The 23,835-nt window shown below is 72.9% G+C and carries 26 protein-coding genes; 6 read left to right on the top strand and 20 right to left on the bottom strand.

What is annotated here, in order from left to right; all coding sequences use genetic code 11:
* The first annotated feature begins 23 nt into the window (after positions 1–23).
* Complete coding sequence (locus AB0F89_RS08185; RefSeq protein ID WP_367134157.1) at positions 24–980, top strand: LacI family DNA-binding transcriptional regulator; 957 nt, start codon at positions 24–26, stop codon at positions 978–980.
* A gap of 13 nt (positions 981–993) precedes the next feature.
* On the top strand, positions 994–1,758 hold the full coding sequence (locus AB0F89_RS08180) for a TIM barrel protein (RefSeq protein ID WP_367134155.1): 765 nt from the start codon (positions 994–996) through the stop codon (positions 1,756–1,758).
* Here the strand turns inward: AB0F89_RS08180 and AB0F89_RS08175 are convergent.
* Genes AB0F89_RS08175 through pyrE form a run of 5 tightly spaced genes read right to left on the bottom strand, consistent with a single transcriptional unit; the run spans position 1,745 to position 5,263 of the window.
* The gene (locus AB0F89_RS08175) at positions 1,745–2,806 is read right to left on the bottom strand and encodes a glycoside hydrolase family 76 protein (RefSeq protein ID WP_367134153.1); all 1,062 of its coding nucleotides are present in this window, start codon (positions 2,804–2,806) and stop codon (positions 1,745–1,747) included. The genes AB0F89_RS08180 and AB0F89_RS08175 overlap by 14 nt on opposite strands.
* Positions 2,807–2,831: 25 nt before the next feature.
* Positions 2,832–3,536, bottom strand: a complete 705-nt coding sequence (locus AB0F89_RS08170; protein ID WP_367134151.1) for a TrmH family RNA methyltransferase — start codon at positions 3,534–3,536, stop codon at positions 2,832–2,834.
* Between the two features lie 46 nt (positions 3,537–3,582).
* Positions 3,583–3,960: a DUF2784 domain-containing protein gene (locus AB0F89_RS08165; RefSeq protein WP_367134149.1), complete on the bottom strand. Its 378-nt coding sequence runs from the start codon at positions 3,958–3,960 to the stop codon at positions 3,583–3,585.
* A 57-nt stretch (positions 3,961–4,017) separates the two neighbouring features.
* Positions 4,018–4,707, bottom strand: a complete 690-nt coding sequence (locus tag AB0F89_RS08160; protein ID WP_367134148.1) for a hypothetical protein — start codon at positions 4,705–4,707, stop codon at positions 4,018–4,020.
* Between the two features lies 1 nt (position 4,708).
* On the bottom strand, positions 4,709–5,263 hold the full coding sequence (gene pyrE / locus AB0F89_RS08155; protein ID WP_367138778.1) for an orotate phosphoribosyltransferase: 555 nt from the start codon (positions 5,261–5,263) through the stop codon (positions 4,709–4,711).
* 53 nt (positions 5,264–5,316) lie between these two features.
* On the opposite strand from pyrE, the gene AB0F89_RS08150 reads away from it, so the two are divergent.
* Positions 5,317–5,886, top strand: coding sequence for a hypothetical protein (locus AB0F89_RS08150; RefSeq protein ID WP_367134146.1), 570 nt, complete (start codon positions 5,317–5,319; stop codon positions 5,884–5,886).
* Positions 5,887–5,931: 45 nt separating this feature from the next.
* On the opposite strand, the gene AB0F89_RS08145 is transcribed toward AB0F89_RS08150, so the two are convergent.
* The 6 genes from AB0F89_RS08145 to clpB all read right to left on the bottom strand — a co-directional run bounded on the left by AB0F89_RS08145 (position 5,932) and on the right by clpB (position 11,957).
* Positions 5,932–6,366: a hypothetical protein gene (locus AB0F89_RS08145; protein ID WP_367134144.1), complete on the bottom strand. Its 435-nt coding sequence runs from the start codon at positions 6,364–6,366 to the stop codon at positions 5,932–5,934.
* A complete protein-coding gene (locus AB0F89_RS08140) occupies positions 6,363–7,292 on the bottom strand; it encodes a WXG100 family type VII secretion target (protein ID WP_367134142.1) in 930 nt (309 codons plus the stop codon). Before AB0F89_RS08140 ends, AB0F89_RS08145 begins: the two co-directional genes overlap by 4 nt.
* A complete protein-coding gene (locus tag AB0F89_RS08135; RefSeq protein ID WP_367134140.1) occupies positions 7,289–7,645 on the bottom strand; it encodes a hypothetical protein in 357 nt (118 codons plus the stop codon). Before AB0F89_RS08135 ends, AB0F89_RS08140 begins: the two co-directional genes overlap by 4 nt.
* 66 nt (positions 7,646–7,711) lie before the next feature.
* Complete coding sequence (locus AB0F89_RS08130) at positions 7,712–8,491, bottom strand: SDR family NAD(P)-dependent oxidoreductase (protein WP_367134138.1); 780 nt, start codon at positions 8,489–8,491, stop codon at positions 7,712–7,714.
* Positions 8,488–9,183: a hypothetical protein gene (locus AB0F89_RS08125; RefSeq protein WP_367134136.1), complete on the bottom strand. Its 696-nt coding sequence runs from the start codon at positions 9,181–9,183 to the stop codon at positions 8,488–8,490. Before AB0F89_RS08125 ends, AB0F89_RS08130 begins: the two co-directional genes overlap by 4 nt.
* A 188-nt stretch (positions 9,184–9,371) precedes the next feature.
* Positions 9,372–11,957, bottom strand: a complete 2,586-nt coding sequence (gene clpB, locus AB0F89_RS08120) for an ATP-dependent chaperone ClpB (protein ID WP_367134134.1) — start codon at positions 11,955–11,957, stop codon at positions 9,372–9,374.
* A gap of 176 nt (positions 11,958–12,133) precedes the next feature.
* On the opposite strand from clpB, the gene AB0F89_RS08115 reads away from it, so the two are divergent.
* Positions 12,134–12,514: a VOC family protein gene (locus AB0F89_RS08115; RefSeq protein ID WP_367134132.1), complete on the top strand. Its 381-nt coding sequence runs from the start codon at positions 12,134–12,136 to the stop codon at positions 12,512–12,514.
* A gap of 506 nt (positions 12,515–13,020) precedes the next feature.
* Entirely contained in the window at positions 13,021–14,124 is a 1,104-nt protein-coding gene (locus tag AB0F89_RS08110) for an FAD-binding oxidoreductase (RefSeq protein ID WP_367134130.1), read from the top strand.
* Between the two features lie 49 nt (positions 14,125–14,173).
* Here AB0F89_RS08110 and AB0F89_RS08105 read toward each other — a convergent pair whose 3' ends face one another.
* The 8 genes from AB0F89_RS08105 to AB0F89_RS08070 form a co-directional block, all read right to left on the bottom strand.
* The gene (locus AB0F89_RS08105) at positions 14,174–14,596 is read right to left on the bottom strand and encodes a helix-turn-helix transcriptional regulator (RefSeq protein WP_367134128.1); all 423 of its coding nucleotides are present in this window, start codon (positions 14,594–14,596) and stop codon (positions 14,174–14,176) included.
* Complete coding sequence (gene dnaJ / locus AB0F89_RS08100; protein WP_367134125.1) at positions 14,593–15,768, bottom strand: molecular chaperone DnaJ; 1,176 nt, start codon at positions 15,766–15,768, stop codon at positions 14,593–14,595. The genes AB0F89_RS08105 and dnaJ overlap by 4 nt, the downstream gene beginning before the upstream one ends.
* 18 nt (positions 15,769–15,786) lie before the next feature.
* A complete protein-coding gene (gene grpE, locus AB0F89_RS08095) occupies positions 15,787–16,509 on the bottom strand; it encodes a nucleotide exchange factor GrpE (protein ID WP_367134123.1) in 723 nt (240 codons plus the stop codon).
* Positions 16,506–18,356 (bottom strand): molecular chaperone DnaK, encoded by a 1,851-nt coding sequence (gene dnaK / locus AB0F89_RS08090; RefSeq protein ID WP_367134121.1) that lies wholly within the window; start codon positions 18,354–18,356, stop codon positions 16,506–16,508. The genes grpE and dnaK overlap by 4 nt, the downstream gene beginning before the upstream one ends.
* Positions 18,357–18,592: 236 nt before the next feature.
* Complete coding sequence (locus AB0F89_RS08085; protein ID WP_367134119.1) at positions 18,593–19,375, bottom strand: DUF4097 family beta strand repeat-containing protein; 783 nt, start codon at positions 19,373–19,375, stop codon at positions 18,593–18,595.
* 120 nt (positions 19,376–19,495) lie between these two features.
* Complete coding sequence (locus AB0F89_RS08080) at positions 19,496–20,065, bottom strand: hypothetical protein (protein WP_367134117.1); 570 nt, start codon at positions 20,063–20,065, stop codon at positions 19,496–19,498.
* Between the two features lie 23 nt (positions 20,066–20,088).
* Entirely contained in the window at positions 20,089–20,622 is a 534-nt protein-coding gene (locus tag AB0F89_RS08075; RefSeq protein WP_367134115.1) for a TetR/AcrR family transcriptional regulator, read from the bottom strand.
* A complete protein-coding gene (locus AB0F89_RS08070; protein WP_367134113.1) occupies positions 20,609–20,941 on the bottom strand; it encodes a multidrug efflux SMR transporter in 333 nt (110 codons plus the stop codon). Before AB0F89_RS08070 ends, AB0F89_RS08075 begins: the two co-directional genes overlap by 14 nt.
* 137 nt (positions 20,942–21,078) lie before the next feature.
* Here AB0F89_RS08070 and AB0F89_RS08065 point away from each other — a divergent pair, with 137 nt between their 5' ends.
* On the top strand, positions 21,079–23,352 hold the full coding sequence (locus tag AB0F89_RS08065; protein ID WP_367134111.1) for a (Fe-S)-binding protein: 2,274 nt from the start codon (positions 21,079–21,081) through the stop codon (positions 23,350–23,352).
* 70 nt (positions 23,353–23,422) lie between these two features.
* Here the strand turns inward: AB0F89_RS08065 and AB0F89_RS08060 are convergent, their stop codons facing one another.
* Positions 23,423–23,806, bottom strand: coding sequence for a phage holin family protein (locus AB0F89_RS08060; RefSeq protein WP_367134109.1), 384 nt, complete (start codon positions 23,804–23,806; stop codon positions 23,423–23,425).
* Positions 23,807–23,835 lie beyond the last annotated feature (29 nt).

Raw genomic sequence — 23,835 nt, 5'->3', positions numbered from 1 at the left:
CAAGCCCGAACGGGGACGAGTCCATGGTCACCATGCGGGAGGTCGCCCAGCTCGCGGGCGTCTCCATCACCACGGTCTCACACGTGATCAACGAGACCAGGTCGGTCGCCGCCGACACCCGGGAGCGGGTGCTCAAGGCGGTCGAGGAGACGGGGTACACCGGGGACGCCATCGCGCGGTCGCTGGTCACCGGCGGCACGAAGTCGCTCGGCCTGGCCGTGTCGCTGGTGTCGCACCCGTACTTCGCCGAGCTGATCGCGGCGATCGAGGGCGAGGCGACCAGGGCCGGCTACACGCTGGTGCTGATCGACACCCGCGACACCGCCGAGTCCGAGCGGGCCGCGGTGCGGATGCTGCGGTCGCGTCGGGTGGACGGGGTGCTGCTCACGCCGACGTCCGGCTCGGCCGCGCTGCCCGAGCTGCGCCGGCTGGGCGTGCCGACGGTGCTGGTGGACCGGCTGACCGTGGCGCAGGACACCGACCAGGTCGGCCCGGAGAACGTGCAGGCGACGTCCGCGCTGGTGCGGCACCTGGCGGAGCTGGGGCACCGGCGGATCGGCCTGGTGTCGGGCCGACCCGGCCTGGCGACCACGGACGAGCGGGTGCTCGGCTACCGGCTGGGCCTGGGCCGGGCCGGGCTGGCGTGGGACGAGGACCTGGTGCGGCCGGCGCTGGAGCCGCTGCTCGGGCAGGTCACCGGCGTGGTGGTGAACGACCACCAGGCGCTGATCGAGGTGCTGCGCGCGGCCCGGTCGCGCGGCGTGCGGATCGGCTCGGACCTGGCGCTGGTGACCTACGACGAGGTGGAGTGGGCCGAGCTGGTCGACCCGCCGCTGACCGCGATGGCGCAGCCGGTGGAGGAGATCGGGCGCACGGCGGTGCGGCTGCTGCTGGCCCGGATCGAGGACCCGGACCGGGCGCCGGAGACGATCCGGCTGCCGCCGGTGCTGCGGCACCGCCGGTCCTGCGGCTGCCGCTGAGCGGCGTGGCGACGTGCTGACACCCGGCCTGGCCTCGGTCACGTTCCGCGCGCTGCCGGTGCCGGAGGTGGTGGCCCTCGCGCACGAGTGCGGCCTGTCGGCCGTCGAGTGGGGCGGTGACGCGCACGTGCCGCTGAACGACCTGGCGGCGGCCCGGGACGCGCGGCGGCGGTGCGCGGACGCCGGGCTGGTCGTCTCCGCCTACGGCTCCTACCACCGGGCGGGCGTCTCCGACCCGGCGGAGTGGGACGCCGTGCTGGCGACGGCGGTGGAGCTGGGCGCGCCGCGGGTGCGGGTGTGGGCGGGCACGACCGGGTCGGCCGACGCGTCGGCCGGGCAGCGGGCGGCGGTGGTCGACGCGCTGCGCGCGGCGGCCGTGGCGGCGGAGGCGGCGGGCGTCGTGGTGGCGGTGGAGTACCACCCGAACACGCTGACCGACGCGCTCCCGTCCGCGACCCGGTTGTTCGCCGAGGTGGGGCACCCGTCGCCGGCGCCCTACTGGCAGCCCGGCGGCGCGCAGGACGTGCCGGCCGCGCTCGGCGAGGTGCGGGCGCTGCTGCCGGCGCTGACCACCGCCCACGTGTTCTCCTGGGGCCCGGGCGGCTGGTCGGACCGGCTGCCGCTGGCCGCGCGCGAGGACCTGTGGCTGCCGGTGCTGCGGGAGGTGGGCCGCGACGGCGTCGACCGGCACGTGCTGCTGGAGTTCGTCGCCGACGACTCGCCGGCGGCGTTCCGGGCGGACGCGGCGACGCTGCTCGGGTGGCTCAGGTCCGGGTGAGCCCCTTGCGCTCCAGCAGCGCGGCGGCCTCCAGCGCCATCCACCCGCCCAGCTGGACGGACAGGTCCCGACCGGACTCCGCGGTCGCGGGCTCGGTCCACTCCGGACCGAACAGCGGCCCGCTCACCACCGCGGTCCGGTTGGCCCACACCGCTTCCGCCGAGTCGAGCACCAGATCCGCGGCGCGGGCCGCCTCGGGCCGGTCGAGCCGCAGCGCGGCCTGGGCCAGGTACCGGGTCAGGATGCCGCCGAACAGGCCGCCGTCGCCGGCGCCGTGCCCGCGCGGCACGCCGTCGGTGGTGAGGTGCTTGTCGACGGCGGTGATGATCCGCGCCGCCTTGTCCTCGTAGCGCGCGGAGCCGAGTTCCACGCACGCGCCGAGCAGCACGCCCTGGCAGTAGGTGTAGAAGTTCTTCTCCACCTCGCGGACCGTGCCGTCCGGGTGGACGTGCAGCCCGTCCCACGCCAGCCCGGTCTCCGGGTCGACCAGGTGCTCCTCGACCCAGTCCACCGTGGACCGCGCGCGGCCGAGGTCGCCGCGCTCGCCGAGCCGGGCGAAGAAGATCGCCGCCGGGCCGTTGGCGGGCACGTTCTTGAAGTCGTCGTCGCGCTTCCACCAGATCCCGCCGCCGCCGTGGTCGGTCCACCCGGAGCGCAACCGGTCGGCGATGGCGGCGACGGCCTTCGGCCGGGCGACGCCGACCTCCCGCTCGGCCCGCAGCAGCGCCAGCCCCAGCCACGCGACGTCGTCGTAGAAGTCGTTGGTCCAGCCGACCAGGTTGCGCAGCCGGATGCCGCGCACGAGCCGCCGCACCAGGGCCACCCGGGCGTCGCGCGGGGAGCGGAGCTGGGCGTCGAGGACGCAGTCCAGCAGGTGCGCCTGCCACCAGTAGCCGAACCGGGCGTGCACCCGGCCGGGCCAGTCGACCGGCCACGCGGCCGCGCCGAGGGCCGTGCCCGGCACGCCCCAGACCCGGCGCAGGTGCCGGGACTCGACCGCCCGTTCGGCGACGCCGGCCCGCGCGGCGGACAGCTGTGGTGTCGTCACCGCACCAGGGTGCCCACTGAACCGTTCAAGAAGCGCGGCGGAGCAGTTCCCAGTGGTACAGGCCCATGGCGACGCTGGTGGTCAGGTTGTAGCTGGAGACCAGCGGTCGCATCGGCAGCGAGACGACCAGGTCGGCCCGCGCCCGCACCTCGGCCGACAGCCCGTGCCGCTCCGAGCCGAACGCCAGCACGGCGTCGTCGGCGATCCGCACGTCCCGCAGGTCCGCGCCGCCCGCGTCGAACGCGACCACCGGGCCCTCGACCTCGCCGGCGCCGGCCAGCCGCGCGACCGGCACCGCGAAGTGCAGCCCCGCGCTGCCGCGCAGCACGGTCGGGTGCCACGGGTCCACGTCGCCGAGCGACACCACGCCGCTCGCGCCCAGCCCGGCGGCCACCCGGATCACCGCGCCGAGGTTGCCCGGGTTGCGCGGGTTGTCCAGCAGCACGAGCGGCGAGGTGCGCGCAGCCGCCACCGCCGAGGGCGCCGCCGCGGGCCGTTCGGCCAGCCCGCCGACGCCGGTCGGGTGCGACCGCCCCACGACCCGCTCGAACTCCGCGGGCGCCACCACCTCGGCCCGCTCCTCGAACACCCCGACCAGGTCCGGCGCGTGCGACCGGGCCAGCGCGACCGCCTTGCCCCGGTCGAGCACCACCACCCGGCCGACCGCGGCCCCGAACCGGACCGCGTGCTTGACCGCGTGAAAACCTTCGAGGACCACTCGCCCGACCACGTCGCTCCCGGTGTCAGCAGACCGGGCGATCGTAGTCGCGGCGACGTCAGCGGCAGGCCTCGGCGCCGGCCGGCTCGGACCGCCGCCTGAGGTAGTAGCCGGTCCACGAGCCGACCACCACGACCGCCACCAGCACCTGCACCAGCCCGGCCGCCGAGTCCGGGTACAGCACGCCGTCGATGTGGGTGTCGATGAAGCCGGTCGTCATCCGCGGTTGACCGGCGGCGGCGCGGAACTCGTTCTCCAGCCAGGTCAGCGGGCAGGAGATCGGGAACAGCACGACCAGCAGGCCCCAGGTGGCCATCGCCAGGTGGAAGTACAGCACCCGCGGCCACCGCCAGGCCAGGAAACCGCCGACCAGCAGGAAGACCAGGACGGCGTAGTGCACCACCATGACGAGCTCCGCCAAAGCGCGCGCGACCATAGCGACCTCCCTGGTACCCCAGAGTAGGCCGCCCGGCGATCAAGTGCGCGGCGAATATCAGCCCCTGGGCAGGGACTGCCAGGGCACCCGGCCCGCCACGTCCAGCAGCAGGTCGGCCAAGTGCGCCAGCGGCGCCTGCAGCAGCGGGCCGGGCACGGCGGCGGCGAGGTTGTGCTCGTCGAACGCGATCGCGACCCCGGCCGCCCGCGGGTCCTGCAGCAACGCCTGCGCCAGACCCGAGCCGAGCAGCGCCGAGGCGAACGCCGGGTTGCGCCGGCGCACCTCGTAGCGGCCGTCGAACACCGGGTCGCCGGTCTCCGCGAACTGCTCGAACAGGCCCCACACCGAGTCGTTGCGCGGGCTGATCAGCACCCACGGCCCCGGCATCGGGCGCGGCACGACCACGACGGTGTAGGTGCGGTACTCGGACGTGACCACGTTGTCCGCCCGGAACACCACCTCGACCGCCAGCACGGGCACGCCGCGCCAGTGGCCGACGAGCTGGAACTTCACCCGGCTCCGGTCGGCCTCCAGCATCCGGCCGACCTGCGGCACCCGCTCCTGGAAGCCCTGGTCCTCGGCGACGAACCGCCAGCCGAGCGCGGCCTCCAGGGCCCGCATCCGCTGCTCCCACTGGCTCACGAACGCCTGGTTCGCGAACGGGTTCCGCTTCCGGCGCGACAACCCCACGGCGACCCCGACACCGAGGATCGCCACGATCACCACCAGCAGGACCAGCGAGACCACGTCAGGCCAGGCCCAGGTCGGCGAGGTCCAGCAGGTGCCGGTACGGCAGCCCGGCCTCCTCGATCACCTCGCGCGCGCCCGTGCCCCGGTCCACGACCGTCGCGACGCCGACGACCGTCGCGCCCGCCTCGCGCAGCGCCTCGACCGCGGTCAGCACGCTGCCGCCGGTGGTGGAGGTGTCCTCGACCGCGAGCACCCGCTGCCCGGCGACCTCGATGCCCTCGATCCGGCGCTGCATGCCGTGCTGCTTGGCCGCCTTGCGCACCACGAACGCGTCCAGCACCTCGCCCGCGCCCGCCGCGGCGTGCATCATCGCGCACGCCACCGGGTCCGCGCCCAGCGTGAGGCCGCCCGCGGCGACGTAGCCCCAGTCGGCGGTGAGCTGCCGCAGCAACCGGCCGATCAGCGGGGCGGCGGCGTGGTGCAGGGTCGCCCGCCGCAGGTCGATGTAGTAGTCGGCCTCGGCGCCCGAGGACAGCGTCACCTTGCCGTGCACCACGGCCAACTCGCTCACCAACCGCGCCAGCTCGGCCTTCGCCGCGGCGTCCAGGACCACATCAGTTCGCACGGGTCCCAAGAGTGTCATACCGCGCCGTACGCTGGCACACCGTGACCCTCCCCGGCGTCGACACGCTGATCATCGAGCAGCCCTGGGGCGCGCTGCGCCACCTGCTGGGCACCGCGTACCGGAACGACGTCCACGACGGGCACGGCGCGCTGGTCGCGTCGGTCGCCGAACGGGGGTTCGTCGGGCCGCTGCGGAAGCTGCTGCGGGTCACGGCGTTCGCCGGGCGCACCAGGTTCGACCTGGCGCTGACGAGCCGCGGGCAGCAGGTGCTGCTGATCCGCAAGGGCGCCGGCAAGCCGCCGACCCTGGTGACCCGGCCGGACGGCGGGGCGATCGGGTCGGTGCGGCACGAGGGGCACGGCGCGTACGGCCTGCTCGACCCGGCCGGGCAGCGGCTGTGCCTGCTGCACGAGGTGGCGTCGTTCAGCCCGGGCGCCCTCGCCAAGCGGGACGGCCGGCGGGTGCGGCGGGACGTGCTGACCCTGCGGCCGGGCACGCCGGAGCCGGTCCGCTCGCTGGCGATCGCCGCCGCGGTGGCCTACGACGTGGTGCGCGGTGTCGGGACGAACCACACCGGCGGCGGGTCGTTCGACTTCCCCACGCTGACCTGAGCGCGGGACCGGGCGCGGGGACGTCCCCGCGCCCGGCGACCACGCCTACCAGGCGTCCTCGGTGAACCTGCCCGGCTCGTCGTCGTCATCGCCGCGCCGGCCGCCCGGCCGGGGCGAGCCCGCCGAGACGACGTCCTCGGGGTCGTTGCCCTCCTGGATCGCCGTGTACGCGCGCTGCAGGTCCGGCACACCGGTCCGCAGCGCCGCCTGCACGCCCTCGTCGTCCACCGCCCGCCCGGACGCGACGTCCTCCCAGGACATCTCGCCCGCGTCGACCCGCCGCGCGAGCTCCTTCAGCTCGCGCGGCGCGCCGGGGCTGTTGGCGAACCGGGAGATCTCGGCGAAGTCGGCCTGCGACAGCCCGCGCGAGCGCAGTTGCACCCGGCTCGCCTCGCGCGCCGTCCGGTCGACGGCCGCCACGCGCTGCTCGACGTCGGCGACCAGCGCGTCCAGCCGCGCCTTGTCGTACGGGAACGTCATTCCCCGCCACCCCCGCCGGAACCCGCACCGGAGCCGGAGCCCGAACCGGAGCCCGCGGCGGCCGGGGCGGGTGCGGGTGTCGCCGGCGGCGGCTGGTTGTAGCGGCCGTGCGCCGCGTGCCCCGCCTTGCCCAGGCCGTACGCGCCGAGGCCGACGCCGATCGCGCCGGACTTCGCCGCCGCCAGGCCGTTGTCGAACTTCTCCCGGCCGTCCTGGTACCCGTCGACCACGTCCAGCAGGTCGCTGACGTCGCGCACGTCCTTGAGCTTGGCCAGCGCGGTGCCCATCGCGACGATGCCGTCGACCATGCCCTGGACGCCCTCGATCAGCGTCTGGATGGCGATGATGATCTTGCGGATGGCGTCCACGATCTGGATCGCGTCGTAGACCATCCACACCGCGCGGCCCCAGCCGACGACCGGGATCCACGCCGTCATCGCGGCTTCCATCAGCTTGCCGACCAGCATGTCCAGCAGCGTCAGCGCCAGCCCGCACGCGGTGCGGCAGGTGCTCGCCGTCGACCGGAACTGGTTGCCGATGATCCGCGCGACCTGCGAGTCCGCCTCGATGGCGATCACCCACATGGTGCCCATGCGCGTCTCGAACGCCTTGGCCGCGTCACCGTCCCAGTGCGACGACAGCTGCTCGGCGCCCGCGTCGACGTTGTGCCGCACCGAGTCCAGCGCCTTGGCCACCCGGTCCCACGCGTTGGCGTTCTCGTCGATCTTCTCGAAGTCGCCGAGCAGGGGGTTGATCAGCGCTTCGACCAGGTTCTCGCCGGTGACCTTCTCGTAGATCCAGTTGACGCCCTGGATCTTCCAGCCGGCCTTCTCGATCAGCTCCCTGGTCGACTGCCGGCCGGGCCGGTCCTCCGCCGCCGCGCCGAGCGCGACCGACGGGTCCTCGACGTCCGCGTAGGCGGTCACCGCCCGCCACCCCCGAGCGACGGCGCCTCGGCGACCGCGTGCAGCTGCGACAGCACCTGGTCGAGGAGGGTCAGCACCAGCTCCTCGCCCTGCTCGTAGAGGTCCGCGGTCTTGTTCAGCGCCTCGGCCTCCTTGACCATCATCTGGTTGGCGAAGTCGAGGGTTTCGCCGTACAGCGACGCCACGCCGGTGACGACGGGCTGCAGCAGCGAGAGCAGACCGGTGAAACCGGAGGTGTCGCCGCCCTTGGCAACCGCGTGTTCCTTGATCGTCATGAAGTGCTGCGCGTTGCGCGTCAGCAACTCCCCGTACCCGCGGAGCTCCGGCGGCTCCACTCTGAACTGCTCGCCCATGGGCGGTCCCTCCCTGTTCCAACTAGTGGAGTGGGACGGACCGGACGGGGTCCGGGTTCCCGGGAGTTAGGTGCGCCCCCGCCCGCCCGCCGCGCGGGAGGCGATCCGCCGCACCAGGGCCCGCGGGACCAGGCGCGCGAGCAGCGTGATGGCCTTGTACTGCGCGCCCGGGACGGACAGCGCCTTGCCCGCGCGCAGGTCGGCCAGGCAGTCGTGCACCACCCGGTCGGCGTCGAGGTAGAGCAGGTCGGGCGTCTTCGACATGTCGATCCGCGCCCGCTGGTGGAACTCGGTGCGCACGAAACCGGGGCACAGCGCCAGCACCCGCACGCCGGTGCCCTCCGTGGCCATCGCCATGCCCTCGGAGAACGCCGTCACCCACGCCTTGTCGGCGCTGTAGGTGGTGCCGCGGCCGGGCAGGAAGCCCGCCACGCTGGACACGTTGACCACCGCGCCGCGACCGCGCGCCACCATGCCGGGCAGCACCGCGCGGGTCAGCCGCAGCACGCTCGTCACGTTCACGTCCAGCTGGGACCGCAGTTCGAGCGGGTCGGCGGCCATGAACTCCGCGGAGATGGCGAAGCCCGCGTTGTTGACCAGCAGGTCCACCTCGCGCTCGGCCAGCAGGTCGGCCACCAGCGACCGACCGGCGTCGGTGGCCAGGTCGGCGGGCAGCACCTCGGCGGCGATGCCGTGCGCGGCCCGCAGCTTGGCCGCGGTCTCCTCCAGCCGCCGCTCGTCCCGGGCGACCAGCACCAGGTCGTGGCCCTCGGCGGCGAGCCGGCGGGCGAACGCGGCCCCGATGCCCGACGACGCGCCGGTGACCAGGGCGGTCGGCGGCGTCACGGCTTGCGCCCGAACTGCGGGCGGTGGACCTCGCCACCGGCGTCGGCCTCGGGGTCGGCCTCGAACGGGTCGATCACGTCGGCCAGCTCGCCGAGGTCGCGCAGCAGCCGCTCCAGCCGGGCGGGTGACGAGTTCGGCGGCGCGGCGGCCAGCACCCAGTCGTCCTCCAGCCAGACCACGGTGACGTCCGCGCCGATCTCCTCGGCGGCGTCGACCAGGTCGGGGGTGATGAGCTTGCGCGCGGCGGGCAGCTCGCTGACGAACGCGTACCGCGAGCCGACCGGGCCGAGCAGGTCGGGCATCTGGTCGCGCTGGAACGGCACGCTCGGCAGCCACAGCTCGACGACCACGGACAGCGCCCGCCGGCAGCGCACGCCGACCAGCACCGAGTTGACCTTGCCGCCGGTCTCGTGGTCGAGCACGTAGACCTGCCGGCGGCCGTCCGCGGTGAAGGTCGAGCCCGCGACCACGTCCTTGGCGACGCCGGCGCCGTAGTAGGCGATCGCGCCGCTCTCCCAGCGGGTGGGCAGCACGTGGTCGGTCTCCTCGAACTGCCAGCCGCGCAGCGCCGCCCAGCGGCGGCGTTCGCGGTTACGCGCGGTTCGCTGCGCCCGGTCGGTCGCGAGCAGGGCGAACCCCGCGACGCCCGCGACCGCGGCGACGGTGAACCAGACCCACGCCGGTATGCCCACGGTGCGAGAGTAGCGGTCGGCGGGGAACAAACGAAGATCACTTGGCGCGTGGGTCGCGCGAACGGATCAAGCTGTTACCCGGATCGCTGGTCACAGCGGGTGGCGATCACGGTCGCACCCCGACGCGGGGTCCCCCGGTCGGGGAAGGGCCCGACGGTCGTCGAGCCCGTCCCGGCCGGGGGTGGGCCTCAGGCCGAGCGGCCGACGACCAGGCCGGAGCTGTCGCCCAGGACGTCGACCCGCACCGTGTCGCCGTCGCGGACCTCGCCCGCCAGCAGCTCCCGGGCCAGCTGGTCGCCGATGGACGACTGCACGAGCCGGCGCAGCGGCCGGGCGCCGTACAGCGGGTCGAAGCCGTTCAGCGCCAGCCACTCGCGCGCCGCCGGCGTGACGTCCAGCGCCAGCCGCCGCTGCCCGAGCCGCCTGGCCAGCCGGTCGACCTGGATGTCCACGATCGACGTCAGCTCCTCGGTGGCCAGCGAGCGGAACACCACGACGTCGTCCAGCCGGTTCAGGAACTCCGGCTTGAAGTGCGAGCGGACCACGGCCATGACCGCGTCCTCGCGCTGCCGCTCGTCCAGGGTGGCGTCGGCGATGAGGTGCGAGCCGAGGTTCGACGTCAGCACCAGGATGGTGTTGCGGAAGTCGACCGTCCGGCCCTGGCCGTCGGTGAGCCTGCCGTCGTCCAGCACCTGGAGCAGCACGTCGAACACGTCCGGGTGGGCCTTCTCGACCTCGTCCAGCAGCACGACGGAGTACGGCCGGCGGCGGACCGACTCGGTGAGCTGGCCGCCCTGGTCGTAGCCGACGTAGCCGGGGGGCGCGCCGACGAGCCTGGCCACCGAGTGCTTCTCGGAGTACTCGCTCATGTCGATCCGGATCATCGCCCGCTCGTCGTCGAACAGGAACTCGGCCAGCGCCTTGGCCAGCTCGGTCTTGCCGACGCCGGTCGGGCCGAGGAACAGGAACGAGCCGGTCGGCCGGTCCGGGTCCGCCACGCCCGCGCGCGTGCGCCGCACCGCGTCGGACACGACCCGGACCGCCTCGCCCTGGCCGACGACGCGCTTGGCCAGCTCGTCCTCCATGCGCAGCAGCTTGGCCGTCTCGCCCTCCAGCAGCCGGCCGGCCGGGATGCCCGTCCACGCGGAGACCACGTCGGCCACGTCGTCCGGCCCGACCTCCTCCTTCAGCATCACGGCGGCGTCCTGGGTGCTGCGGGTGGCCTCCTCCAGCTCCTTCTCCAACGCCGGGATGCGCCCGTACCGCAGCTCGGCGGCCCGGCCCAGGTCGCCGTCGCGCTCGGCCCGCTCCGACTCGCCGCGCAGCTGCTCCAGCTGCTCCTTGAGGTCGCGGACCTTCTCGATCGAGCCCTTCTCGTTCTGCCAGCGCGCGGTCAGCCCGGCCAGGTCCTCGCGCTGCTCGGCCAGCTCGGCGCGCAGCGCGGCGAGGCGTTCGACCGAGGCCGCGTCCGACTCCTTGGCCAGCGCCATCTCCTCGATCTCCAGCCGGCGCACCGCGCGCTCGACCTCGTCGATCTCGACCGGCCGGGAGTCGATCTCCATCCGCAGCCGGGACGCGGACTCGTCCACCAGGTCGATGGCCTTGTCCGGGAGGAAGCGGGCGGTGATGTACCGGTCGGACAGGGTGGCGGCGGCGACCAGGGCGGCGTCGGTGATGCGCACGCCGTGGTGCACCTCGTAGCGGTCCTTGAGGCCGCGCAGGATGCCGATCGTGTCCTCGACCGACGGCTCGCCGACGAAGACCTGCTGGAAGCGGCGCTCCAGGGCCGGGTCCTTCTCCACGTGCTCGCGGTACTCGTCCAGCGTGGTCGCGCCGACCATCCGCAGCTCGCCGCGGGCCAGCATGGGCTTGATCATGTTGCCCGCGTCCATGGCGGACTCGCCGGTGGCGCCCGCGCCGACGATCGTGTGCAGCTCGTCGATGAACGTGATGACCTGGCCCGCGGAGTCGGTGATCTCCTTCAGCACGGCCTTCAGCCGCTCCTCGAACTCGCCGCGGTACTTCGCGCCCGCCACCATCGCGCCGAGGTCGAGCGCGACGACCTTCTTGCCGCGCAGGCTCTCGGGCACGTCACCGGCCACGATGCGCTGGGCCAGGCCCTCGACGATCGCGGTCTTGCCCACGCCGGGCTCGCCGATCAGCACCGGGTTGTTCTTCGTGCGCCGGGACAGCACCTGCACGACCCGGCGGATCTCGGTGTTGCGGCCGATGACCGGGTCCAGCTCGCCCTTGCGGGCGCGCTCGGTGAGGTCGACGCCGTACTTCTCCAGCGCCTGGTAGGTGCCCTCCGGGTCGGGGCTGGTGACCCGCGCCGAGCCGCGGACCCGGACGAACGCCTCCTTCAGCGCCTCGGGGTTCGCGCCGTGGCGGCGCAGCAGGTCGGCGACCTGGCCGCCGTGCTGGGCCACGCCGACCAGCAGGTGCTCGGTGGACACGTACTCGTCGCCCATCTCGGTGGCGAGCTCCTGCGCCCTGGTGAGCACGCGGACCGCGTCGCGGGAGAACTGGGGCGCGGACACGGACGACCCGCTGGCCGCGGGCAGCGCCCTGGTCAGCTGCTCCAGCTCCTTGTGCACCTGCTTCGGGTCCGCGCCGACGGCGGAGAGCAGGGGCGCGGTCAGGCCGTCGCCCTGGGCGAGCAGCGCGCCGAGGAGGTGGACCGGGCCGACGTCGGGGTTGCCCGCGATGGTCGCGGCCTGCACGGCGGCGGAGACGGCCTGTTGCGTCTTCGTGGTCGGGTTGAAAGCGTCCATTCCTCACCTCGGTCGGGTGTTCGTGCGCAGGGGCCGGGCGTCGCGCACCAGCCGTCATCCACCTCAACGTCAGAAAAGTTGAGTCCGTTCCGCTCAACCTAGTCGAAGTGTGTGGCGTGGGCCACGGCGGGAAAACTCAAGTGCACCCGATCGGCCGTCACCGCCACGATCTGCCGATGACCTCTCTCGTGCAGCACATCACGATCGACTGCCAGGACCCCTACGCGCTCGCCGGCTTCTGGAGCCTGGTGACCGGCCGGCCGCTGACCGACGAGGACTCCCCGGGCGACCCGGAGGTGCTGGTCGACCTCGGCGGCGGTCCGGCCCTGCTGTTCATCCGGGTCCCCGAAGCCAAGAGCGGGAAGAACCGCGTGCACCTCGACCTGCGACCGGACACCACCCGGGACGCCGAGGTCGAGCGGCTGGTCGGGCTCGGGGCCGCGCTGGTGTCCGACATGCGCCGGCCGGACGGCACCGGGTGGGTCGTCCTGGCCGACCCGGAGGGCAACGAGTTCTGCGTCGAGCGCAGCGCGGCGGAGCGGGGCGCCGGGGCCTGAGGCCCGTCACCCACATGTCGCAGCCGGTTGTCCACACCGGCGGCCGAGTTGTCCACAATCCGCAGGTGGGAATCCACAGGCCCCTGCGGTCCACCGCACCAGCCCGCCCGGCCGGCCGCCACCGGGGTGAACGTCCCCGGTGGTCCGACGGCGGTGCGTGATGATCTTCCGGAGCCGGAAGTGCCGCACATCTTGTGAGAGATGTTCACCCGGCAGTGGGCCACAGGCCCTGAGTTCGGTATATGTGGTGGGGAATGTCCACCCGTTCGCGGGAGCTGTGCGCGACCGTCCGTAATCGCACTGCACTCGAAGGTGGCATCAAGGAGTCGACCGGCCAGTTGGCGGGTTAGTGTCCCCTCGTCGGGGATGGAAGCTTGACGAGGACGTAGCGCCCTTGCTGGCGCCGCCAGAAACGTGGAGACTGCGCCCGGACCATGACTGCGAACGCCGTGTTGAGCCCCATCCCGAGCCCACCACACCGCGAACCTCCTCCTGGTGTCACCGCCATGGTGCGGATGATCCGGGAGAGCTTCGCGGTGGTGGAGCCGCGCCAGGACGAAGTCGCGAAGTTCTTCTACGGCATGCTCTTCAGCCTCGCGCCGGCGACCCGTGAGATGTTCCCCGCGAACATGGAGGTCCAGCGCAGCCGACTGCTGCGCGCCCTGGTCCACGTCGTGCAGATGGTGGACCGCCCCGACGACCTGATCCCGTTCCTGCGCCAGCTGGGGCGGGACCACCGCAAGTTCGGCGTCGTCAACGCGCACTACGAGTCCGTCGGCACGGCGCTGCTGGCGGCGGTGAAGAAGTTCGCCGGGCCCGCGTGGACGCCCAAGGTCGAGATGGCCTGGGCCGAGGCGTACACGATCATGGCCCGGGCGATGCAGGAGGCGGCGGCGGCCGACGACGGCCCGGCCTACTGGCACGCCACCGTGCTGGAGCACCAGCGGGTGAGCTGGGACCTGGCGGTCGTGCGGCTGCAGCCGGACCACCCGGTCGGCTACCGCTCGGGGCAGTACGTCAGCGTCGAGACGCCCCAGCGGGCCCGGATGTGGCGGTACTACTCGCCCGCCAACGCGCCGCGCGAGGACGGCATCATCGAGTTCCACATCCGCTCGGTCGAGGGCGGGTGGGTCAGCCGGTCGATCGTCGGCCACACCCAGCGCGGCGACGTCTGGCGCCTCGGACCGCCCATGGGCCGGCTCACCGTCGACCGCAAGTCGGGCCGGGACGTGCTGATGGTCGCCGGCGGGACCGGTGTCGCCCCGATGCACGCGATCATCGACGAGATGGCGCAGTGGGGCGAGAACCCTCGGGTGCACCTGTTCCTGGGCGGGCGGACCCGCGAGGACCTGTACGACCTGGACAACCTGCAGCGGTTCGCCATGACCAACCCGTGGCTGACCGTCGTCCCGGTGCTGGAGTCCGACCCGGGCGCGCGCGGCGTCGAGCAGGGCACGCTCGCCGACGTGGTCACGCGCTACGGGGCGTGGGAGGACCGGGACGTGCTGGTCTGCGGCTCGCCGTCGATGATCCGGGCGACCGTGTCGCGGATGCTGGTCGCCGGCACCCCGCTGGACCGGATCAAGTACGACCCGTTCACGCTGGACTGAGCAGGCTCCGGAGCCGGGCGTGGCGCCGCGGTCGTGCGACCGCGGCGCGTCAGCGCCTCGGCTTCCAGACGACCAGGGCCGTCTCGTGCCGCACCGGCACCAGGTCGCGGCGGTACGATGCGTGCACCGACGCGGCGGCGTGCTCGGCGGCGGCCATCGCGGACGCCAGCTCCTCGGTCAGCTCCTGCACCCTGGCGCGCAGCGCGCCGACCTCGTTCTCCAGCTCGATGATCCGCTTGACGCCGGCGAGGTTCACGCCCTCCTCCTGGGAGAGGCGCTGCACCTCCCGCAGCAGCACGATGTCGCGCATCGAGTACCGCCGCCCGCCGCCGGACGTGCGGCCGGGCGAGACGAGGCCCAACCGGTCGTAGGCGCGCAGCGTCTGGGCGTGCAGACCGGACAACTGGGCCGCCACGGAGATGACGAAGAACGGGGTGTCCTCGTCGGTGCCGGGCGGGAACGGGAAGCTCACACCGACCTCTTCTCCAAAAGGGCGTTGAGCTCGGCGCGCGGGTCGTGCTCCGCCGTCACCGACGCGTAGTGCTCCAACGCCTCGCGAGCCGCGGCGTCCATGTTGTTCGGCACCGCCACGACCAGCGTGATCAGCAGGTCGCCGACCTGGCCGTCGCGCTTGGCGATGCCCTTGCCCTTCGCCCGCAGCACCCGGCCACCGGCCGTGCCCGCGGGCACCTTCAACGTCACCTTGCCCTCCAGCGTCGGCACGGTCAACGTCGTGCCGAGCGCCAGCTCGGGGAAGGTCACCGGAACGGTCACGGTCAGGTCGTTGCCGGTCCGGCCGAAGATCGGGTGCGGGTTGACGTGCACGCGCACGAACAGGTCGCCCGCGGGACCGCCGTTGCGCCCCGGCTCGCCCTGCCCGGCCAGCCTGATCCGCTGGCCGTCGTCCACGCCGGGCGGGATGCGGATGGTGAGCGTCCTGGTCCTCGTGCTGACGCCGTCGCCGCCGCACTCCGGGCACGGGTCGTCCACGATCCGCCCGGTGCCGCGGCAGTCGGCGCACGGCTCGGAGAACGCGAACGCGCCCTGGTTGCGGGTCACCAGGCCGGCGCCGTCGCAGTTCGGGCACGTCCGCGGCGACGTGCCGGGACGCGCGCCGGAACCCGCGCAGGTGCCGCAGGACGCCGGGCTGGACAGCCGCATGGGCACGGTCGCGCCCTTGACGGCCTCGGTGAAGTCGATCCGGACGTCGGTCTCCACGTCCTCGCCGCGCCGCGGCCTGGTCGCGGACGCCGACGCGCCGCCGCGGCGGTTGAACAACCCGCCGAGCAGGTCGCCGAGCCCGCCCATGCCGCCGGCCTGCGCCCCGCCCTGGCGGCCGAACAGGTCGCCGACGTCGAACCCGCCGCCGCCACCCGTGCCGAACCCGCCCGGGAACCCGCCGCCCCCGGCGAAGAGGCGGCGGGCCTCGTCGTACTGCTTGCGCTTCGAGGCGTCGGAGAGCACCCCGTACGCCTCGGAGACCGCCTTGAAGCGCGCCTCGGCCTTGGCGTCACCGGGGTTGGCGTCGGGGTGCAGCTCCCGCGCCAACTTCCGGTACGCCTTCTTGATCTCGTCGGCCGAGGCGTCGGAGGAGACGCCCAGCTCGCGGTAGAAGTCCTTCTCGATCCAGTCGCGAGCGCTCAACGGACGCCGCCCCCCTTCTCAGTCCTGCTGCTCTTCGGCAGGCTTCTCGGCTGCCTGGTCGACCGGCTCGGCCGCCGGCTCGTGGTCGGTCACCGCGACCAGCGCGGGCCGCAGCACGCGCTCGCCGTACCGGTAGCCGCGGCGCAGCACGGCGGTGACGGTCGGCCCGCTGACGTCCGGGGACGTGCTGTGCTGCACGGCCTCGTGGACGGACGGGTCGAACTCCTCGCCCTCGTGCCCGAACGGCTCCAGCCCGGTGCCGTGCAGCGCGCCGACCAGCTTGTCGGCCACCGCCTTGAACGCGCCGGTCAGGTCGCCGTGCGCGCCGGCCCGCTCGATGTCGTCGAGCACGCCGAGCAGTTCGCCCGCCACCTGCGCCTTGGCCGTGGTGATCACCAGTTCCCGGTCGCGCTCGACGCGCTTGCGGTAGTTGGCGTACTCCGCGGTCAACCGCTGGAGGTCGGCGGTCCGCTCCTCCAGCTGCGCCTTGAGCTGGACCGACGGGTCGTCGGCCACGGCGTGGGACTCGTCGGGCAGGTCGGGGGCGGCGTGCTTGCCGCCGCCCTCCGCACCCGCGACGACCTCGGGCTCGACCGGCGCGTCGTCCCGGTCCTCGACCCGGACGTCGCCACGGTCCTCGACCGGGGCGCCCTCGTCCGAGGGCCGGACCTGGCCCGTCTCGGCGTCGACGCGCCTGCGGTCGCGCACCACCACGTGGGGCTGTTCCTCGTGCTGGGTCACTTCTTCTCGTCCTCGTCGACGATCTCCGCGTCCACGACGTCGTCGGCCTTGGGCGCGTCACCGGTGGGCGCGCCACCGGGGGCGCCCGCGGCGTCGGCCGTGGGTGCGTTGGCGTACAGGGACTGGCCGATGGCCTGGGACTCGGTGGCCAGCTTCTCCACCGCGGTGCGGATCTGGGCGATGTCCTCGCCCTTCAGCGCCTCGGTGGTCTCGGCGATGGCCGCGCCGACCTTCTCCTTGACCTCGGCCGGGATCTTGTCCTCGTTCTCCTTGAGGACCTTCTCCGTCTGGTAGACCAGCGTCTCGGCCTGGTTGCGGACCTCGGCCTCGTCGCGGCGGCGCTTGTCCTCCTCGGCGTGCGCCTCGGCGTCCTTGATCATCCGCTCGATGTCGTCCTTCGGCAGCGCGGAGCCGCCGGTGATCGTCATCCGCTGCTCCTTGCCCGTGCCCATGTCCTTCGCGGACACGTGCACGATGCCGTTCGCGTCGATGTCGAAGGTGACCTCGATCTGCGGGACGCCGCGCGGCGCGGGCGGCAGGCCGGTCAGCTCGAACATGCCGAGCTTCTTGTTGTCCCGGGCGAACTCGCGCTCGCCCTGGAAGACCTGGATCTGCACGGACGGCTGGTTGTCGTCGGCGGTGGTGAAGATCTCCGAGCGCTTGGTCGGGATCGTCGTGTTCCGCTCGATGAGCTTGGTCATCACGCCGCCCTTGGTCTCGATGCCCAGGGACAGCGGGGTGACGTCGAGCAGCAGGACGTCCTTGACCTCGCCCTTCAGCACACCGGCCTGCAGGGCCGCGCCGACCGCGACGACCTCGTCCGGGTTCACGCCCTTGTTCGGCTCGCGGCCGCCGGTCAGCTCCTTGACCAGCTCGGCCACCGCGGGCATGCGGGTGGAGCCGCCGACCAGCACCACGTGGTCGATGTCGCCGACGCTGATGCCGGCGTCCTTGATCACGTTGTTGAACGGCGAGCGGGTGCGCTCCAGCAGGTCGTTGGTGATGCGCTGGAACTCGGCGCGCGACAGCGTCTCGTCCATGAACAGCGGGTTCTTGTCCGAGTCCACGGTGATGTAGGGCAGGTTGATGGAGGCGTTGTTCGAGCTGGACAGCTCGATCTTGGCCTTCTCCGCCGCCTCGCGGATGCGCTGCAGGGCCATCTTGTCCTTGGTCAGGTCGATGCCGTTGCCCTGCTTGAACCGCTCGACCAGCCAGTCGACGATGCGCTGGTCCCAGTCGTCGCCGCCGAGGTGGTTGTCACCGGAGGTCGCCTTGACCTCGACCACGCCCTCGGCCAGCTCCAGCAGCGAGACGTCGAACGTGCCGCCACCGAGGTCGAAGACCAGGATGGTCTGCTCCTTGTCGCCCTTGTCCAGGCCGTAGGCCAGGGCGGCGGAGGTGGGCTCGTTGACGATGCGCAGCACGTTGAGGCCCGCGATCTGGCCGGCCTCCTTGGTGGCCTGGCGCTGGGCGTCCTCGAAGTAGGCGGGGACGGTGATGACCGCGTCGGTGATCTCCTCGCCCAGGTACGCCTCGGCGTCGCGCTTGAGCTTCATCAGCACGCGCGCGCTGATCTCCTGCGGCGTGTACTTCTTGCCGTCGACGTCGTCGGTCCGCCAGTCCGTGCCGATGTGGCGCTTGACGGACCGGATCGTCCGGTCGACGTTGGTCACCGCCTGGTTCTTGGCGGGCTGACCGGTGAGCACCTCGCCGTTCTTGGCGAAGGCCACGATGGACGGGGTGGTGCGCGACCCCTCGGAGTTGGCGATGACCGTCGGCTCGCCACCCTCGAGAACCGCGACGACGGAGTTGGTCGTCCCCAGGTCGATGCCGACCGCTCGCGCCATTGGATTCCTCCTGGTAGTGCGTCTGTGAGAGCCCCGCGTTGAGCGGTACCGGCTCAAGTTTAACCGGCTCCGACGGACTTGAGTCCACCCGGCTCAATCTTCCTGCCTGTCCAACGGCCGGGAGCGCTCGGGTGTTCCCGCCGCGGGGTGATCCGGGACACTCGCGGGCCGGTGACGCCGGACGGCCCCGGCCGGCGACCCACGAGGGGCGCCGGCCGGGGCCGGAGGGTGCTCGCCTAGGCGTTGCGGACGGTCACGTCGCCGCTGCTGGTGTGCAGCAGCAGCTCGGCGTCGGCGTTCGGGTCGTCCTCGACGTCGACGTTCCGGTCACCGCTGCCGGTCTCGACCTGGACCCGGTAGGCGCCCTGCGGCACGTCCACGGTGAGGGCGCCGCTGCCCACGTCGGCGCGCACCGAGTTGACGGCGTCGAGCCGCACGGTCACGTCGCCGGAGCTGCTGTCGATGACGACGTCGCCGCGCATGCCGGACAGCCGGGCGGCGCCGGAGCCGATCCGGCCGGTGAAGTCGCCCGCCACGCCGGCCACCTCCACGTCGCCCGAGGAGTTGATGACGCGGACCACGCCGGACACGTCGAGGACCGTCGTGTCGCCGGAGCCGACCTCGACCTCGACGCTCGCCACGCCTTCGAGGCGGACGTCGCCGGAGCCGTTCTCACCGACGATCCGGACGTCCTTGGTGGGGACGGTGACCTCGTAGTCGACCGTGCAGTTGTTGCCGCAGTCGGCGAGGACCAGGGTCGAGCCCTCCACCCGGTGCGACGCGCCGGGCTTGTCGTCGCTCTTGGGGAACCGCACGCGGCGGCGGACCTCGGTCCCGGTCGCGCCCTCGCGGCCGCGGACGGTGACGCCGCCCGAGCCGTTCTGCAGCCGGACCTCGGTCACCCGCTCGGACACCGAGTGCTGGTCGTCGAAGCCGTTCTGCACCAGCCGCACGCACGACGTGAGCGCCAGCGCCGCGGCGACCGCCACCCCCACCGCCACCGTGATCCGCTTAGCCACCGCTGCCCCCTCAGGCGTTGATGTTGTCGCGACCAACGGTAGGGGGGCTGGGCCGACCGGCCCACCGGGGAAGCCCCCGAGCCGGTACGGGGGTTGTCCCTACCCAAGGGGCCGGCGGGGTCAGGCCAGGGACTCGACGACGGCGCGCAGGGCGGGCGCGGAGCGGTACTGGTCGGCCAGGAAGCGCTGCGAGGCGATCACGTGGGTGTCGGTCATCCGCTCCCAGACCAGCCCCCGCACCGGCACCTCGGTGATCACCAGGCGGAACGGCCGCACGTGCCGCCCGAGCCGGCCCTCGACCCCGCGCACCACCTCGCCGATGGGCAGCGCGCTGTGCGGCGTCACGTGCTGCTGCCCGTACTCCGCCGCCGCGGCGCGGAGCGCCAGCGCCGCCGCCCGCAGCGCGGGCCGGAACTGCAGCGACCGCCCGCCCGGGTCGTCCGGCGGGGAGCTCGCCGGTTCGGCGCGGGCGTGGTCCAGCACGTCGGCCCACCAGCCCAGCCACTCCTCGGCCGCCGCCGCGCGGTCGACGCCGGGCGGCACCACGACCGGCACCGACGGGTCCAGGCCGGGCAGCTCGGGCACGGTCTCGACCGAGAGCGCGAGCGTGTCGCGGAGGAACAGGGCGGCGTTGACCGTCCGATTCCTCCCGTGCGACACCTGCCACGACTCCCGACCGGCGAACCTCATGCCACCAGTGTCCCGCGCGAAGGTCATCCGCCGGGCATCAGAAGGGACACGACCGGCTCCAAATCCTCCGCCATTGGGGGGAAATCCGCGATCAGCGCCTGGATCAGCAGCCCGTCGAGGGCCGCGAGGACCACCCGCAGCGCCACCGGGTCCCGCGGCCCGGCGACCTCGGCCACGAGCGACGTCCACCGGCGCGCGGCCGCGCGCAGCTCCGGTCGGCGGGCCGCGAGCAGGTACAGCTCGTACTCGGCGAGCGTCCGCCCCCGGTGCGGTCCGGCGGCGTCGGCGATGAACCGCGCCACCGACGCCGGGGTCGGCGCCACCTCGCGGAAGCTCGCCGCCATCCGGTCGGCCGACCAGGTGAGCGTCGCGACCAGCAGGTCGTCCAGCGTCGCGAAGTAGTAGGTGGTCGACGTCGTCGGCACGCCCGCCTCGCGCGCCACGGCCCGGTGGCTCACCCCGGCCACGCCGTCGCGCTCCACCACCCGCAGCGCCGCCTCCAGGACGGCCCGCCGGCGCCGGTCGCCGCGGGCCCGGCGGCCGTCAGGCGGCGGCACCGCTGCCCAGCTCGATGGTCACCACGCCGGCGATCACGAGCAGCAGCCCGACGACCATCGTGGCGTTCAGCGGCTCGCCGAACAGCACCACCCCGAGGCCCGCGACCGCAGCGATCCCGAAGGCGCACCAGATCGCGTACGCCACGCCGATCGGCATGCCCAGCTGCAGCACCCGGCTCAACGCGCCGAACGCGACCAGGTACCCGACGATGACGACCACGGACGGGAGCGGCTTGCTGAAACCGTCGGACAGCTTCAGGAACACGGTCGCGGTGATCTCACCGATGATCGCCACCGCCAAGGTGAGGTACACAAGCACGGTCCGCCCCCAACAAGTTGAACGTTTGTTCCACTAGTCTACGGCCTATGCGATCGACCACGTCCCAGTGGTTACCGGCGAGTAATCGGGCGTAGGCTGCCCAGCCAGGAGAACGGACGAGAAAGGCCACCACCACAATGGGAGCCCTCCAGCTCACCCTCGGCGCCATCGGCGTCGCCGTCAGCGTGTTCGCCTGGGGTCTGTTCGTCGCCGGTGTGCTGCGGATGATCAGGATCATCCGCCTCGGGCAGCCCGACGCGACCCGCAACGGGCCGTTCGGACCACGCCTGCGCACGCTGGTCGTGGAGTTCGCCGCGCACACCAGGATGGCCAAGTTCCGCAAGGTCGCCCCCTGGCACTGGATGGTGATGTGGGGCTTCCTGATCGGCTCCGCGGTGCTGTTCGAGGCCTACGGCGAGGTCTTCTACCCCGGCTTCCACTGGCCGGTCATCGGCACCTGGTCGCTGTGGTCGCTGCTGGTCGAACTGCTCGGCATCGGCACGGTGGCCGGCGGCGTCGCGCTGGCCGTCATCCGCCAGCTCAACCACCCGCGCCGCGCCGACCGGCTCTCCCGGTTCGCGGGCTCCAGCTTCAAGTCCGCGTACTTCGTCGAAGCGGTCGTGATCATCGAGGGCCTGGGCATCCTCGGCGTGAAGGCGTTCAAGCAGGCGTCCGGCCTGGAGGACCCGCCGCTGTGGTCGTCGTTCGTGACCGCGCCGCTGTCGACCCTCCTGCCCGCGAGCCCCGACTGGGTCTCGATCATGGCGATCACCAAGCTGCTGTCCGGCATGATCTGGCTGATCGTGGTGGCCAAGAACCTCACCATGGGCATCGCCTGGCACCGGTTCAGCGCGTTCTTCAACATCTACTTCAAGCGCGAGGACGACGGCGGCGTCGCGCTCGGCGCGCTCAAGCCGATGATGAGCGGCGGCCAGGTGCTCGACCTGGAGGAGGCCGACCCCGACAAGGACGTCTTCGGCGTCGGCAAGGTCGAGGACTTCTCCTGGAAGGGCTGGCTGGACTTCAGCACCTGCACCGAGTGCGGCCGCTGCCAGTCCCAGTGCCCCGCGTGGAACACCGGCAAGCCGCTGTCGCCGAAGCTCGTCATCACCCAGCTGCGCGACCACGCGTTCGCCAAGGCCCCCTACCTGCTGGCCGGCGGTTCCCGCGACATGGCCGGTGACGAGGTCGGGCTGACCGAGGACAAGTACGAGGACTACAAGAAGCGCCTGGAGTCCGTCGACGTGCTGGCGATGGCCGAGTCCGAGCGGCCGCTGGTCGGCGGGCCGGACGAGCTGGGCGTGATCGACCCCGAGGTGCTGTGGTCGTGCACCACGTGCGGCGCGTGCGTCGAGCAGTGCCCGGTGGACATCGAGCACGTCGACCACATCGTCGACATGCGCCGCTACCAGGTGCTGATCGAGTCGAACTTCCCGTCCGAGCTGGGCGGCATGTTCAAGAACCTGGAGAACAAGGGCAACCCCTGGGGCCAGAACGCCAAGGACCGCCTGGCGTGGGCCGACGGCCTCGACTTCGACGTGCCGGTGTTCGACGGCGAGCTGGGCGACGCCGAGTACCTGTTCTGGGTCGGCTGCGCGGGCGCGTTCGAGGACCGGGCGAAGAAGACCACGCGGGCGGTGGCCGAGCTGCTGCACACCGCGGACGTCAAGTACACGGTGCTGGGCCCGGAGGAGAGCTGCACCGGCGACCCGGCGCGGCGCGCGGGCAACGAGTTCCTGTTCCAGATGCTGGCGCAGCAGAACGTCGAGGTGCTGAACACCGTGTTCGACGGCCGGCCCGCCGGTCAGCGCAAGATCGTCGTGACGTGCGCGCACTGCTTCAACACGCTGGCCAACGAGTACCCGCAGGTCGGCGGCCAGTTCGAGGTCGTGCACCACACGCAGCTGCTCAACCGGCTGGTGCGCGAGCGGCGGCTGGTGCCGGTGGCCGAGGTCGCGGAGGACGTCACCTACCACGACCCGTGCTACCTGGGGCGGCACAACAAGGTCTACGAGGCGCCGCGCGAGCTGGTCGGCGCGTCCGGCGCCACGCTGCGCGAGATGCCGCGCCACGAGGAGCGCTCCATGTGCTGCGGCGCCGGTGGCGCCCGCATGTGGATGGAGGAGCGGATCGGCAAGCGGATCAACCTCGACCGGGTCGACGAGGCGCTGGGCACCGCGCCGTCGAAGATCGCGACGGGCTGCCCGTTCTGCCGCGTGATGCTGACCGACGGCGTGACCGCCCGGCAGAACGAGGGCGTCGCGGGCTCGCACGTCGAGGTCGTGGACGTGGCGCAACTGCTGCTGACGTCCGTGCGCCGGGGCCTGGCCCTGGAACGCGGCGACGTCCCGACGGACGAGTCCCCGACCGGCACCCCCCTGCCGGACGAGGACAAGGCTTCGTCCAACTAACCGGCTGCGCAGGCGCCCCCGGTCCACTTCGGACCGGGGGCGTCCGCGTCCCGTGGGCCGCGTCCGGGCGTCAGTCGCGGTCGGTGACGCGGTCGTAGGCGAGGTTCAGCGCCCAGCTCGCCAGGGCCACGATGATCGCGCCCCAGAACGCGGGCCAGAAGCCGGTGACGTCGAACGGCAGGCCCAGCTCGCCCGCCAGCCAGCCGGTGAGCCAGAACAGCAGGGCGTTCACGACCAGGCCGATCAGGCCGAGCGTGACCACGTAGAACAGGCAGCCGAAGAACTTCACCAGCGGCTTGACGACGGCGTTGACCAGGCCGAAGAGCAGCGCGACGCCGATCAGCGTGCCGATCTTCGCGGGCGTCGACGCGCCCGCCTCCAGGTCGATGCCCGGGATGAGCGTGGCGACCCAGACCGCCACCGCCGTCAGCAGTACGTGCACCAAAATGCCCATGCCGCAGGCTAGCGGTGGCAGTGGGCCGA

This window comes from Saccharothrix sp. HUAS TT1 (assembly GCF_040744945.1).
GTDB lineage: Bacteria > Actinomycetota > Actinomycetes > Mycobacteriales > Pseudonocardiaceae > Actinosynnema.
This window is presented reverse-complemented; position numbering and strand designations above follow the sequence as displayed.